Annotated in this window: 14 protein-coding genes; 7 read left to right on the top strand and 7 right to left on the bottom strand. The window is 62.7% G+C overall.

What is annotated here, in order from left to right; genetic code table 11:
* Positions 1-294 precede the first annotated feature (294 nt).
* The 6 genes from CGZ66_RS23045 to CGZ66_RS23020 all read right to left on the bottom strand — a co-directional run bounded on the left by CGZ66_RS23045 (position 295) and on the right by CGZ66_RS23020 (position 5100).
* Positions 295-741, bottom strand: a complete 447-nt coding sequence (locus CGZ66_RS23045) for a MaoC family dehydratase (protein ID WP_095088835.1) — start codon at positions 739-741, stop codon at positions 295-297.
* A 22-nt stretch (positions 742-763) separates the two neighbouring features.
* Positions 764-1975 (bottom strand): NAD(P)/FAD-dependent oxidoreductase, encoded by a 1212-nt coding sequence (locus CGZ66_RS23040; RefSeq protein ID WP_095088335.1) that lies wholly within the window; start codon positions 1973-1975, stop codon positions 764-766.
* An 11-nt stretch (positions 1976-1986) separates the two neighbouring features.
* The gene (locus tag CGZ66_RS23035) at positions 1987-3219 is read right to left on the bottom strand and encodes a flavin-containing monooxygenase (protein ID WP_095088333.1); all 1233 of its coding nucleotides are present in this window, start codon (positions 3217-3219) and stop codon (positions 1987-1989) included.
* A 63-nt stretch (positions 3220-3282) separates the two neighbouring features.
* A complete protein-coding gene (locus CGZ66_RS23030; RefSeq protein WP_095088331.1) occupies positions 3283-3861 on the bottom strand; it encodes an OsmC family protein in 579 nt (192 codons plus the stop codon).
* 327 nt (positions 3862-4188) lie between these two features.
* Positions 4189-4437, bottom strand: coding sequence for a DUF1127 domain-containing protein (locus tag CGZ66_RS23025; protein WP_167392220.1), 249 nt, complete (start codon positions 4435-4437; stop codon positions 4189-4191).
* A 237-nt stretch (positions 4438-4674) separates the two neighbouring features.
* A complete protein-coding gene (locus CGZ66_RS23020; RefSeq protein ID WP_095088328.1) occupies positions 4675-5100 on the bottom strand; it encodes a globin family protein in 426 nt (141 codons plus the stop codon).
* 991 nt (positions 5101-6091) lie between these two features.
* On the opposite strand from CGZ66_RS23020, the gene CGZ66_RS23015 reads away from it, so the two are divergent.
* From CGZ66_RS23015 to CGZ66_RS23005, 3 genes are read left to right on the top strand one after another with little or no spacing between them, the layout of a single operon-like run.
* Entirely contained in the window at positions 6092-6997 is a 906-nt protein-coding gene (locus tag CGZ66_RS23015) for an SMP-30/gluconolactonase/LRE family protein (RefSeq protein WP_095088327.1), read from the top strand.
* On the top strand, positions 6994-8244 hold the full coding sequence (locus tag CGZ66_RS23010) for an alpha-hydroxy acid oxidase (protein ID WP_095088325.1): 1251 nt from the start codon (positions 6994-6996) through the stop codon (positions 8242-8244). The genes CGZ66_RS23015 and CGZ66_RS23010 overlap by 4 nt, the downstream gene beginning before the upstream one ends.
* Positions 8237-8926: an RraA family protein gene (locus CGZ66_RS23005; RefSeq protein WP_095088323.1), complete on the top strand. Its 690-nt coding sequence runs from the start codon at positions 8237-8239 to the stop codon at positions 8924-8926. The genes CGZ66_RS23010 and CGZ66_RS23005 overlap by 8 nt, the downstream gene beginning before the upstream one ends.
* Before the next feature lie 440 nt (positions 8927-9366).
* On the opposite strand, the gene CGZ66_RS23000 is transcribed toward CGZ66_RS23005, so the two are convergent.
* Positions 9367-9603, bottom strand: coding sequence for a hypothetical protein (locus CGZ66_RS23000; protein WP_095088321.1), 237 nt, complete (start codon positions 9601-9603; stop codon positions 9367-9369).
* A gap of 1022 nt (positions 9604-10625) precedes the next feature.
* Here CGZ66_RS23000 and CGZ66_RS22990 point away from each other — a divergent pair.
* From CGZ66_RS22990 to CGZ66_RS22975, 4 genes are read left to right on the top strand one after another with little or no spacing between them, the layout of a single operon-like run.
* The gene (locus CGZ66_RS22990; RefSeq protein ID WP_245331181.1) at positions 10626-11765 is read left to right on the top strand and encodes a transporter substrate-binding protein; all 1140 of its coding nucleotides are present in this window, start codon (positions 10626-10628) and stop codon (positions 11763-11765) included.
* Positions 11762-12346: an ANTAR domain-containing response regulator gene (locus tag CGZ66_RS22985; RefSeq protein ID WP_095088315.1), complete on the top strand. Its 585-nt coding sequence runs from the start codon at positions 11762-11764 to the stop codon at positions 12344-12346. Before CGZ66_RS22990 ends, CGZ66_RS22985 begins: the two co-directional genes overlap by 4 nt.
* A 7-nt stretch (positions 12347-12353) precedes the next feature.
* Positions 12354-13202, top strand: coding sequence for an ABC transporter permease (locus CGZ66_RS22980; protein ID WP_095088313.1), 849 nt, complete (start codon positions 12354-12356; stop codon positions 13200-13202).
* 2 nt (positions 13203-13204) lie between these two features.
* Complete coding sequence (locus tag CGZ66_RS22975) at positions 13205-14125, top strand: ABC transporter permease (RefSeq protein WP_095088311.1); 921 nt, start codon at positions 13205-13207, stop codon at positions 14123-14125.
* Positions 14126-14142 lie beyond the last annotated feature (17 nt).

Here is a 14142-nt window from a genome sequence, read left to right as displayed (position 1 = left end):
CGCCGCTGTATTCGACCTGGACTCCGTTTCCTCCGATCGATCTCGCAAATGCGCCTGAAGTTCACCACCCGGTCCAGGTGCTCCCGGACTGCGTCGAGAGGCGGACCCTTGCGGATGTCCTCCCACAAAGTGGATGATGGGGATGCGTAAATACCGAACGAAATGCTCATGAGCTGGCTCCTGGTGTTGGCAGCGGACCATTCCGCTATGTGTCTTCGAATATGCTGTCCGCCCGTTGGAGACAGCGTGTGGGACAGCATGGAAACGCGAAGCCGCGCAGCGGCTACTTCGAGGTTAATCGAGCGGCACGGTGTAAGTCGTTGCCGTGCCGGACAGGCAAATGTCGCCTGACGCGTTTGCGACGGTGGTTGATAATGTGCAGATGGGCTTGTCGTCGCGCACGGAGAGCACCTCTGCGCGCGCGACGATCTCCTCGCCGATGCCAACGGCCCTGAGAAATCTCCACTCGACGCCAAGAAAGACGCTGCCGGGTCCCGGCAGGTCTTCGGCCACCAGCGCGTTGAGGAGGCCCGAAGTGACACCGCCCTGGACTATGAGACGGCCGAACACGGTGCCGGCGGACAGGATACCATCGTAGTGGAGTGGATTTCGGTCGCCGGTCATATCGCTAAACGCGATGATGTCGCTGGCCCGAGTGACGCGCCTTCGCTCGGCGCTGGCCCCTACTTCCGGTTTTCCAAATCGGATTCCAGACCATCCGGATTGTATGATCGTTTGCATAACTTGCTCCATGGGTTGGGTTTCAGATTGCCTCTACCCGCGAGGTGCGCGGCCCTTGCAGGGTGGGCGGAACCTCTTGATCGAATTCCGCCCGGGCCGAGAGCACCGCGACTTCGGATTTCATCGCCTCGCTGAAGCGCTTGTGGCGCTCAGGTAGTTCTTCAAGGGACCAGTCGAAGGCGCTGATGGCGTCCGTGGTCTCAAGGAGGGGCAGTGCGAGGCTGTCGCGTACTTCCTGAAACTCCTGCAATGCGGACCGGCGAAAGGAAAGAATTGCCGTCGCGGCACCTTCGGCATCTCGCAGAGCGTCGGAAATACCGTGCGAGGTAAGCGGATCGCGGAAGAAGCCGGCATCGCCAACCAGTATCCAGCCCGGGCCGTATGCCTGCCGTAATCGGCCGGGCGCGCCTCGGAAGGCCTTCAGACGTTCGCCACCGTCACCGAAAACCAGGGACCCCAATCCGGGCGCCAGCGATGCCAGCGCAAGCTGCGCGGCCGAAAGATCGAAACGGAACTCCATATCGAACCGCTCGGTCGGCATGGAGGCAACGATACAGGCGAGCCCGTCATTCGTCGGGATCATGCCGCCGGATAGGTTCCGGCCGAAATACCAGTGGTATCCTGAGAGCGCCGGCGCGGAGGCGTAGCCGAACACATGTGCCACGGAGCACCGTCCCTGCACCAGCGTCCGTGCCTCAACCTTGCGAGCGACGAACGAGCCGAGGCCGTCTGCTCCAATCACGAGGTCGGCGCTTACTTCTCGAGTTTGGCCCGAGGCATCCCTCAACACGATGCCGCGTACACTGCCATGTCGGTCGAATATGAGATCACGGACCGGAGTGTCATGCAGAACCGTGGCGCCTGCGGCTCGTGCCGCGTCAACCAGCATCCGATCAAGCACCGCGCGGTGGGGAGCGATCAGCCCAGGGATATTTGGTTCCAGCCGGATGGGCACAGTGACCTCCTGCTCGCCGTAGTGAAAAGTGGTAGATCTGATCACCGGCGCACCGCTTTGAATCAACGGTTGGAGAAGACCCCAACGTGAGAGCTGCATGACGGCTGGTCGCATCAGCGCGTGTGTAGACAGAGTGTCGGATCCATAGGACTGGCGGTCGACCGCAAGCACCCGCAATCCCGCCCGAGAGAGCAGCATTGCCGTGGAGGCTCCAGCGCACCGCGCGCCGACGATGATGGTGTCGTAGTGAGAATAAAGGGGGATGATGTCGGAACGCATCGGAAATATCCTTATGCAGCCTTGAGGCCGCTCTGACCGAGATATCGTGAGACATGGTCGGCGATCGCTTGCGCGTCCTCTCCAACGCCTCCGATGAAATTCGAATCGCGTTTGCGCAGAAAGCGGAAGCCAAGCGCGTAGAGTCCGGCGACGGTTGTTACTCCGTCCTTGTGGGCCAGTTCGCCATCTGCGGTGAAGGCCGGTAGTTTCAGCCATGAAAACGAGCGGCTGTAGCCGGTCGCCCAGATTATGGTACCGATGACGCCGCTAGCGAATGACAGTCGCTTGAGGTAGGTCGCCGGGACCCTAGTCGGGGCGGGGCCGAGGCCTATTGATTTGTGACCTGCGAACCGGTCGATCTGGCGAAGGAGGCGGTCCTGCTTGGCGTCCGACCCCGTGATGCTGTCTTCGAGATCATCGACAAAACCGATTGCTTGGTTCGAGATGCCCTTCAACCGCCCGGTGAGTTCGACGCCGATGCCTTGGAGGGTAGCAAGATCGACATCGGAACGATCGGCTCGACCGGCAAGTTGAAGCGAAGGCTGTCGTCTGGCGCTTTCCGGATTTGTCAGATCGTCAAGCCGCTGCGACATGAACCCCATCTGGTGGAGCCAGTAAAAGATATCCTTGTCTCGCCAGATGCGCGGCAAACGCGTGTGCTTGCCGACGGACAGGATTACGCGCCTGCCGCTGCGTTGCAGTTCGTCGGCAATCTGGACGCCAGATGACGATGCCCCAACAACCAGCACGCCGCCCGACACAAGCTCTTCGGGACTTCGATATTGCGAGGCGTGGATGTTGACCGGTTGATCCTCGCCGGGATGCGGCGAGAAGGGAATACTTGGCACGTCGCAGTGGCCAGTCGCCACAACGACAACCTTTGCAGACCAGTCACCAGCGGTTGTCCGCAGCCTGAAGCCTTTTCCACTTCGTTCGCAGGACAAGACATCGACGTGCGACCGCACCGGCACCTGCGATTGATGAGCATAGCCAACCAGGGTTTCCACAAACGCATCGCGCGACATGAAGCCATCGGGGTCGGAGCCACGATAGGGAGAACCTGGCAGCGCGTTCAGCCAATTGGGGGTCAAAAGGCGAAGCGAGCGCCATGTCGAGGACCGCCACCGTTCGCCGATGCGCCCGCGCTCCAGAACGACGTGCGAGACCCCGCGTTTTTGAAGGCAATGGCTCAAGGCGATGCCCGCCTGACCCGCGCCGACAATGACAACGTCAGCCTGTTCCATTATTTTTCCAAAAGCATTGGAGGAAGCGGTTCAGACATCTGTCCGAACCGCCTATCCGGTGGATCACTGGATGGTTTTGATTCCGACCGAGACCGGGACGCCGTTGGTCAGCACGTCGAACACGGCTGAGCGCGCCCGGGCCTGGTCGACAAGCTGCTCAAGCTTCTCCGCGGGGGCGTCGCCCTCGATGTCGAATGCCACAGCGATGTTCTGGAATCCGTTGCGAACTTCGTCAGAGATGCCGAGGATGCCGCGCAGATCGATGTCGCCGTCCACCGAGCACTGCACCTTGGTCAGCTTGATGCCTCTCGCGGCGGCGATGTTGGCAACGCCCGCCATCAGGCAGCCGGCCAGTCCGTGCAGCAGCCATTCGACCGGAGTAGGGGCGGTGTCGTCCCCGCAAAGGATGCCTGGGTGATCGCTATCAGCGACATAGGCCTTTACATGCTTCAGTTCCTGGCCGGCGCCATGGAAGCCGAGCATGGTGCTCTGGCTATGCGTGCCTCCAATCCACTCGTTGCGGGCGCGAAACTGGAACTTGGCCATTTCGGGTTGACCGGCGACGAAGTCGATCGTTGCAAACAGGTTCGGCGTGTCGATGCCATTCAGGGGTAGTCTCGCAGGTTTGGTGTTCGGTTGCATTTTTCGTCTCCAAAGGAATGATGCGGCAGATTTCGCCGGACCGATGCCTTTGTGACGGCGCTGCGTTTGAACGAGTGTGGTTGTGTTCGTGGAAATTGCCATGGAATTGCTTCGATCCACATGCTTCCACGCGACGAGACGGGCCTTCCGCCTTTCTGCGAGAGACGTGGGCCTTGCTCGAAGCGCCAAACCCCCGGCAACGGGGGTCGCCAGGGATTAGTGGTCGAATAGTTCTTGTGTTGAAGGCCTGGCGCTCGGCTCCAGGGTAACCTCTCGCGCCCATCGCGCCCGGCTGTTCACCAGGCCCGCGGTCAACCCGGATCGGCGTTATCTCGCGTTCAACGATCGCTTTGAGTGCCTTCGGCAATCGTAAACCACATTGGACGTGACGTGATTGATCTCCGAGCGGCCGATGCCGATGTCCTTGAGCAGGTGGTCTGGCATTCCGTGGAGCGCGGCTCGTTCGCTGCGTATCTTCAATGCATGAAAGACCAGGCGGATTGCCGATTTGACAAAGCCGAAAGCGTCGACCCTGTCTCTCGATGCGGGTTGGTTTGCGTGATCGATGGTAGTCATTTTTGTCTCCATCCTGGCGACGCGACCATTCGCGCCGTCGATTGGAGGAGCTTGTTGTAGGATCAGGGAAGTGAGCGTTTGAGCCTCCGTCGAGTTAGGGTGGAATTCGAGGGAATGGACCCGTCAACCGCGTACGCTACCAGGGGAATTGACAGCCACCGTCGACCCCGGCCGCCGGGCTGTGCCACCGGCGCGTCAGATTTCAAAGCGCGAATATATGTCCCGGCATCGGATGCCTCACGCTGCGAGCTGATCCTCTCGGGCAGCGGCGATCATCACACTTGCCAGCAACACATAGGCTGCCTCCCAGGCCTCGCGGACCGCCGGCGTGAAGGCTGCGCCGCGGCCGGCCGCCAACGTGTCGATGAGCGCCTGCCCGAGAATCGGGTAATGATGTTCCTTGACGCCGTAGGTCACGTGACGCTTAGCGAGCTCGCGCACGGTTGGAAGGATGGTGTCAGCACAATTCAGTCCATGCACGACCAAGCTGAGGCTCGCGATCAGCTTTGCACCTTGCCCAGGCATGTCGCTCGCCAGAAACAGTGCGCGAAGGCCCGAGTCGATCCCGAACAGGCGTTCATAGAACAGGGCGGCGGCGGCCACGCGTATCGGGAGAACCTCGTGGAAACTATCCTGGACAAGTCGAATCTGGTCGGGTGTCATCGGCCCCGCTCCGGGGTTTCTGGTGTGGCTCGACCATTCCCCCAAGACGTTTCGCGTGCATGTCGCCCAGCGCGTCGATGTGTTTCAGTTGTGTCTCAATTGCGGTTCAGTTTGCGCTCAGTTGTTTTCGGCCCTTCTGTATCCTGACGGCGCTTGGAAACTCTCGATGTGACCAAGCAGCTAGGAGACATTCCCGAATGGCCCTCTGATCGCAGATCACTCGCATTCTCATCGCCTGGTGGTTCATGGCCGAAGCTCATTGTGCCGCTGAATTTCCCGCAATCGGACCAAAGTCCGCACCGATCAGATCACGTCGATACACGCAGGGCGCCTCAACGTCCGCTTCTGACCTCCCCTACTTGAAACCGTCAGTCAGCTTCCGGCGCAAAACACGACGTCCCAGTAGTTGCTTGGCGACGTCCGTGTTGCGCAAGCCGGACCTAGCGAGCGATGGCTTACTTGTAGTCTGTTTGACAGGCGAGCGAACCGCAAAACTACCCGCAGCAAGGCCGGCGCTAAGGCATTGATATTGCTATCGTAAAGACCTGGGGATTTTTAGGGTTACTCCCCAGCTTTGGAGAATGATGGACGTTCAGAGAGCGTTTTGGGGAAGAACGTCGTTTCCGCATTCCCCGGCTTTCGGCCGCACATCCCGCAAACGCTGGGCTTCAGGGAAGCCATGAAGGGACCGGAGAATGGTTTGGACTTTGAAGGGTGGTAGAGGGAAAGACACTGGGAACCAACCTTCTCCACTTCGACCGTGTTCGTATAATCCCTGTCCTGCCGGCGAGACCCCGCTTTATTGGCGCTGGTGGCCCCGGCCCCCTCCCGGCTTGGTCGGCGGCGGGAGTAGGGGTGGGCGTGTGGGGCTCCGTCAAGCAGCACGTCCGGGGAATTGTCTTTCGAGTCGCCGGGTCCGACTGACCGCCAGATCGCCAGGCTGGATTGTACCCGACAAATCTTGATAGGCTGCCGGTCTGGAGATCGCACGATGAACGAGGTTGAAAAGCTGGCGGTCGAGGTTGTCGCGACCGGCCTCGGCTGGCCCGAGGGCCCGACGGTGCTCCCTGACGGACGCGTTGTCATCGTCGAAAGCTATCGCAGCCAGCTGACGGCCATAGATCATGACGGAACCGCTCGCCAGTTCGCATATGTTGCGGGAGCGCCCAATGCCTGCGTTCTCGGATCGGATGGCTTGCTCTATGTCTGCCAGAACGGCGGCACTACCGGACCTTGGCGGGCCGCAGAGATGACAAAGCCATCGATCCAGCGAGTTGCCGAAGGCGGAAAGCCGGAAATCCTGCTGACCGAAGTTGCGGGCATTCGGCTCAATGGTCCAAACGATCTCGTATTTGCTGCTGATGGTCGGCTTATCTTCAGCGATCCTGGCACGTACAACCCCAGCAACCCGGACCCCAGCTACATCTTTGCCGTCAACCCCGATGGCAGTGCGTACCTTGCTCTCGGCTTCGACGAGCCGACCTTCCCGAATGGAGTGGCGGTCGAGGCCGACGGCTCGATCGTCTGGGGCGAGTCCTATACAGGGCGCGTCAAGCGGCAGCGTCCGGATGGTTGCGTCGAAGACCTGGGCCGCTTGCCCGGGACGAACCCGATCCCCGACGGGCTTAAGATCGGTGCCGATGGCCGCCTTTATGTTACGGATATAGCCGCCAACGGCATTCATGTGCTCAGACCGGACGGCACCGCGGAAGGGTTCTTCGTCTGCGGCAAGGCAACGACCAACTGCGTCTTCTCGGGCGAGATGCTCTGGGTGACAAATGCCGGCGTGCTGGCGACCGGCAGCGCCCCCTCCTTCGAGGGCACCCTCTGCTGCATGCGTGTTCCGGGAGGCGGTGGACCGACGCACCACGGTCGCATCGGCGGTAAGAAGCCGTGAGTAACTCCTCGACTCTCTCGAACCTAGCCCCTTTGGTCAACGGCGGTGCCCCCGTTGCGGCATCGCATGCTTCGCCGGCAGCGCTGAAGCGCCTGTACAGCGTGGCCGCGGTCCGCGCCGCCGCGCGGCGGACTTTGCCCCGCCCGGTGTTCGACTTCGCCGACGGCGGCGCCGAGGATGAGCGAACGCTGCGCCGGAACGAGCAGGCTTTCAACGAGGTTGCCCTTCTGCCGCGACCACTCAATGGAGCGGCAACAAGGGATCTTTCCCTTGACCTCTTCGGAGTGAAGCTTGCCATCCCGCTCGGCATTGCGCCAACCGGCCTGGCCGGTCTGTTCTGGCCCGACGGCGAATGCGCAGCAGCCCGAGCCGCGGCAGCCGCCGGAACCTTCTACTGCGCCAGCCACGGCTCGACCTGCACGCTGGAGGACATAGCGGCCACTGGGACCGGCCTGCGGTGGATGCAGGTATTCGTCTATACCGATCGCGGCTTCACCCGAGAAATGGTGGATCGTGCAAGTGCGTCAGGATACGACGCGCTGGTGCTCACCATCGACAATCAGATGCTCGGCAACCGGGAACGCGACATCCGCAACGGTTTTGCTATCCCGCCGCGCTTCGGCGTGGCCGGGACGCTTGCCGCCGCCACCAAGGCGGCGTGGCTGCTGCGTATGCGCACTCGGCTCCCGAAAATGACCTTCGGCAATTACACGCGCCCCGGCGAGACGGCGACGGTCGGCGCGCTGGCGGGCCGCATGGCCTCACTGCTCGACCCCGGGCTCTCCTGGGCGGACGTTGACTGGCTGCGCACCGTTTGGCCCGGAGCGTTGTTGTTGAAGGGCATCCTGCATCCCGTCGAAGCCACCGAGGCCGTGGCGCACGGTATCGACGGCGTCATCGTGTCCAATCACGGCGGACGCCAGCTCGACGGCGCCGCCGCGTCGCTGGACGCGCTGCCGGCAGTTGTCGCCGCTGTCGACGGGCGCATTCCGGTGCTGATTGACGGCGGCATCCGGCGAGGATCCGACGCTGTGAAGGCGCTAGCGCTTGGCGCCTCCTGCTGTCTGATCGGTCGGCCGCAGTTATGGGGGCTAGCGGTCGCCGGCGAGGATGGTGTGCGACACGTGCTCGAACTCTATCGCAAGGAGATCGACCGGGTCATGGCACTGATGGGGGCACGGACCCTGCGCGACCTCGGGCCGGACTGTCTTTCGTTCGTCCATGCTAGGAGGCTGCCACGTGATTGAAGACCCGCCTTTGCTCACCATCAAGCGCCATTTCGAACGGCCAGTAGCAGAAATCATCAGTGCCTTCTCGGGCGTGCCCGTCAGCCACGTCGTCGACGCAATGGGTGGGCGCGGGGCCTTGCACCATGCAATCAAGCCCCTATCGCCAAGTACTGCTACGCTGATCGGCGTCGCTGTGACATGTCACTGCGGCCCCGCCGACAATCTCGCTTTGTTTGGGGCGTTGGATGCCGCCGTGATTGGCGATGTCATTGTTGCGGCCACCGACAGCTTTGCCGGTGCGGCAGTCACTGGGGATCTCGTGCTCGGCATGGCACGGAACAAAGGGATCGCCGGCTTCATCACGGATGGCCTCGTTCGCGATATTGTCGGAATCGAGGCGGTCGGGTTGCCGGTCTACTGTGCTGGGGTCATCGCGAACTCGCCGGCGCGCAATGGTCCAGGCACTGTCGGATTTCCGGTGGTGCTGGGAGGAGTGACTATCTCGCCGGGAGACATACTCGTCGGCGACCGCGATGGCGTCGCCGTAGTGCCCCGCCTGGAAGCTAAGACAGTGCTGGCGCGGCTCGCCGCCGTCAGGGCGGCCGAGCAGGTTCTTGAGGCCCAGGTCCGCCAGGGTCTGGAAGTGCCCGACTTCGCTGAGGTCGTCCTCAGGTCCGACAGGACGCGCTTCGTTGACTGAAATGGGGGCGCCGAATTGCAAAAGAGATTTGAGGGGACGACATGATAGCCGACGAAGTGGCGCCTAACCGCGAGCGCGCGAAGCCCCAGTCATGTCAGTGTCGGTACCGCGGCTTGATGACCACGGTGCCAAGCGAAGCCGAGGCAAGGTCTCTGGGCGGGGCTACATAGGGGCTCCTGCAAGACATACGCTTTACGTGATGGACATACTTCCCGCAAGGGTGGCATCGAGATCGAAACAAGCTGGAAACAGACCTGGCGGCCAGCGGAATTGGTCGGTTACGAGATCGAGCTATGCCTAGGCCATCGGGGCTTCGCGTCCCGTCAAAGGCGGCTGATGCGTTGGAAGCCACTACCGTCCTAACAGTTTCTACGAGAGGAATTAGCTATGCGATCCGCAACGGTTCTCTCGTCGTTGCTCGCGCCGGCTCTATGGGCGGTTCATCTTTTGCTCGTCGTCTGGGGACTTAACGCCGCGGCACGGTCCGAGCCGGTGTTTTGTTCCAGCGGTTCATCGATCCTGGCGACATCGAACCAGACAACGGGGACCGCGACCGCATGTCCGTTTGTGCTTGCGGGATCATCAAGCAATGGTTCGGGGTGATTGGAATTTGGCTTTTCGAACTCAAATGCCGAGCATCGGCCGATGGTCTTGGCGAGCGTGGCGCAGGCTGTCACGCTGCAAATCCGAATTGCAGAAGAAATTTAGCAACGCTCACCGAGAATGCGCGAAGGTCAGCCCACGAAAGGGCGGCGATGAAAACGGCCGAGGTCGACTGCCACGCAGCGCGTCGTTGAGCGAAGTGGACACCCGAACGGGCTCGACGTGGGTCGACGGCGGTGACGATGCTGTTGTGGTGATCACAGTAGACGCAATCCGGCGAAGTAGGCCCAGCACAAAAACGGTAACCGCCCGGTACCGAGTCACAAAACCGTTGTCAGTTGACTTGGACGACTACGTACCTGGAGCCCGTTTGCTGGCGGTATCTGGCGCCGCAATGCCAGACCGACGCTCCGTAGATCGAAGTTCTGACGCAATCGGCAGGTAGCCTGGCTACGTAGACGCTCGTTCTACGGATGGTTCGCCGGGTCGCGCGACAGCTTCAGTGGTCTCATCGGCAATCCAGGCGGCGTTAGCCGCTTAGCAGGATACAAAAGGAGGGGGGCATGAACACATGCATCTCGGCTTGCCGGAAAATGGCGGTTGTCTTGCTCTCTGTCATTGCGCCCTGCTGCTTCAGCCTTCCCTCGATCCCCCAGGATCAGGCCACGGATGCTTCGGCCGCCGCGAGGGTCTCGGCGGCAATGCAATGATGGTGGTGCCGCTGCCGCAGAAGGCTCCTAGACCGACGAGCCGGTGGTGCCGTTGTTCAGTAGCGGCCGCCGCATGCATTCGACCGGCTTCTGCGTGCCGCGGACCGTGGCGTCGTCCTCATCCTGGTCGCCGTTGCCGATCATCCAGATGCTGGCCTGGTCGCGCTAGCTGCCAGTGCCCGGTCGCGTTAATGAGCTAACCTCCAAGCTATTCCATTCGAGCAAGTCGCCGTTGACAAGTGTGCGCCTGGTCGTGTTCTATTTCGCAAGCGCACATTTTTCCGCGTAACACATCGCGTCCGGCAAGGCCGGACAAGGGCAGCATGGCCCCGCCGCGTCTCATCGAGCATGGGGTGCGTGTGGGGCCTTTGTTTTTTGAGGTCCGGGTGAAGACGTTTAGGGTCGGTATTCTTTATTCGACCACCGGTCCCTACGGGGCGATCGGGCGCGACTGCCGCGCCGGCGCCGAATTCGCCATCGAGGAACTGGAGGAGGCCGGCAGCCCCGTGCGCATTGAGCCGGTGTTCGGCGATCCGGCCGGGCAGCCGGAGCGCTACCTCGATCTGATCCGTTCGATGCTGCGTGACGAGGGCTGCCGCAATGTGATCGGCACCATCACCTCGCTGTCGCGCAAGGATGTCATCCCGCTGGTCGAGAAATATGACGGGCTGCTCTGGTACATCTGCCCCTATGAAGGTTTCGAGGCCAACGAGAACGTCATCTACACCGGCGCCTGTCCCAACCAGCATTTGATCCCGCTGTTCGACTATATGCTGCCGCGCCACGGCAAGCGCGTCTATCTCGCCGGCGCCAACTATGTCTGGGGCTGGGAGATGAACCGGCTGGCGCGCGAGCTTCTCATGCGCGCCGGTGGCGAGGTGGTGGGCGAGCGCTGCCTGCCGATCGAGGAGACCGATGTCGGCCTGCTGATCGCCGACCTGGAGCGCCATAGGCCTGACTTCATCCTGAACAACATGATCGGCCCCTCGAGCTATGCCTTCCTTGCCGCCGTCAAGCAGCTCGCCGCGCGCGATCCCGCCTTCGCGCCGGAGCACTGCCCGGTGCTGAGCTGCGACCTGACCGAATGCGAGCTCGGCGAGATCGAGCCGGGCGTGGCTATCGGCCAGCTCTCGACGGCTTCCTATTTCGAAAGCCTGGCGTCGTTCGAGAACCGCGGCTTCAAGCAACGCGTCGCCGCCCGCTTCGGCGCCGAGCGTCGCGTCTCCAGCTTCTTTGCCGGCGCCTACGCCGCCGTGAAACTTTGCGCCGAGGCGGTGTCGGAGGCCGACCGCGACGACCCTGCCAGCGTGCGCGGCTTCCTGCATGCCCGGCCGCGGCAAACTGTGCTCGGCTCGCTGGCCATCGATCCGCGCACCAACCACGCCGCCTTGCCCTTCCATCTGGGCCGCATCAACGAGCGCTCCGGCTTCGACATCATCGCCTCGCATGGCGCCATCGCCGCCGACCCTTATCTCGTCGGCGCGCTGCCCATCCAGCACGCCCCGCATCTGAGGGTGGTGCAATGACGCGCACGCCCAATTTCGTTTCCTGGCGCGCCGCGATCCTGCATCGCGCCGACGACAACATCGAACGCCTGAAGCGGCAGCTTGAACGTCTCGGCGTCACCGTTCTGGTGCAGTGGAAGCCGCTCGATCTTGCCGAGACGCCGGCCGATATCGTCCTGGTCGATGCCGATCAGGGGTGGGACGATCTGTTGCCATGGAATGGCGACGATGCACCGGTTCCGGTGGTGGCACTCCTCGGCTCCGAAGCGCCGGGCCGCATCGCCTGGGCGCTGGCCAAGGGCGCCGGCGCGATCATGGCAAAGCCGGTCGTCGCCTCCTCGGTCTATCCGGCGGTGGTACTTGCCACACATGCCCACCACGAGCGTACCGCTGTGCGGGCGCGCATTGCCGGCCTGGAGGAGCGCTTGCGGCTCAGGCCGATCGTCCATGACGCTATGCGCTCGATCATGGCCGCGCAGGGTACGGATGAGGACGGCGCCTATCGCATCCTGTGTCGCCTCGCCATGCAGCGCCGGCTCACCGTCGAGCATGTCGCCGCGGCCATCGTCGCCGGGCATGAGCCCGTGCCGCGGGCGATGTAGGCGCCGCATGCGGGTTTTGCGCGAACTTGTCAGACGGCCTTCCGCCCTGTTCGGGCTGATCGTGGTCGTCATCGTTTTGCTGGCGGCGATCTTCGCGCCCTGGATCGTGCACTTCTCGCCGGACAACCAGCTCACCGACGGCCTGTCGCTCGAAGGCGCACCACTGCCACCCAGCGGCGAGCATTTGTTCGGTACCGACACGCTTGGACGCGACCTCTTCTCGCGCGTTCTGTTCGGCGCCCGCACGTCGCTGATCATCGGTCTCGTCGCCAATGGCGTCGCCGTCGCGATCGGCCTTCTCGTCGGGCTGCTCGCCGGCTATCTGCGCGGCACCGTCGGCAATTTGCTGATGCGCTTCACCGACCTGATGATGGCATTCCCGGCGTTGCTGCTCGCCATCGCGCTCGCGGCGTTGCTCAAGCCCAGCCTGTGGATCGTCGCCATGGTCATCGCGCTGGTCAACTGGGTGCAGGTCGCCCGCATCGTCTACACAGAAACGCGCGGCCTGGTGGAGCGCGACTTCATCCTCGCCGAACGTTCGCTCGGCGCCGGCAATGGCCGCATCATCTTCCTGCACATCCTGCCGCATCTGATGCCGACAGCGATCGTCTGGGGCACGCTCGGCATCGCCACCACGGTGCTGCTCGAGGCGACCTTGTCCTTTCTCGGCATCGGCGTGCAGCCGCCACAACCCTCCTGGGGCAACATCATCTTCGAGAGCCAGAGCTATTTCCAGGATGCGCCCTGGCTGGTGTTCATCCCCGGCGCGATCATCCTCGCTACCGCCTTGTCGTTCAATTTGATCGGCGACGCCTTGCGCGACATCCTCGACCCGACGCAGCGCGGGAGGCTGTAACGATGGCCGTCTTCCTCGCCCGCCGTCTTGTCCAGGCCGTGCTGATCCTGCTCGGCGTCGCCGCCATCACCTTCCTTCTGCTCTACTACCTGCCGGCCGACCCCGCCGTGCTGATCGCCGGCCGCTCCGCTACGCCGCAGATGGTGGCCGCGATTCGTCATGAGCTCGGCCTCGACCAGCCTTTGATCATGCAGTTCCTGCACTATGTCGGCTCTTTGCTGCATGGCGACCTCGGCCGCTCCTACACGCAGAAGACCGAAGTGCTGCCGCTGATCCTGGCGCGCTTGCCGGCGACGCTGGTGCTCATGGCCGCCGGCATCGTCGTCGAGGTGGCGCTTGGTTTGACCTTCGGCATCATCGCGGCGGTCTGGCGCGGTGGCTTCGTCGACCGTTCGATCATGATGCTGTCCTTCGTCGGCGTCTCGTCGCCGCAATTCGTCGTGGCGCTGCTGCTTTTATACGTCTTTGCCGCCACGCTCGGCTGGTTCCCGATGTCCGGCTTCGGCACCGCGCGGCATGTGGTGCTGCCGGCCCTCACGCTCGGCGTGCTCGGCGCCGGATGGTACGCGCGCATGGTGCGCTCGGCCATGATCGAGGTGCTGCGCCAGGATTATGTGCGCACCGCCCATGCCAAGGGTCTCAGCGGCCGCCGTGTCGTGCTCAGCCATGCGCTGCCCAACGCGCTGTTGCCGATCATCGCCATGGTCGGCATCGACATCGGCCAGTTCATGAGCGGCGTGGTGGTGGTCGAGGCCGTCTATGGCTGGCCCGGTATCGGCCAGCTCGCCTGGCAGGCCATCCAGCAGGTCGACGTGCCCATCATCATGGGCGTCACCCTGGTTTCGGCGCTGGCCATAGTGCTCGGCAATCTGCTCGCCGACTTCATCGCGCCCTTCGTCGACCCGCGCATCCGCAGCCAATAACCAACAAAACCAACAGA

The sequence above is a fragment of the Mesorhizobium sophorae genome, from assembly GCF_002270415.1.
GTDB classification, from domain to species: domain Bacteria; phylum Pseudomonadota; class Alphaproteobacteria; order Rhizobiales; family Rhizobiaceae; genus Mesorhizobium; species Mesorhizobium sophorae.
This window is presented reverse-complemented; position numbering and strand designations above follow the sequence as displayed.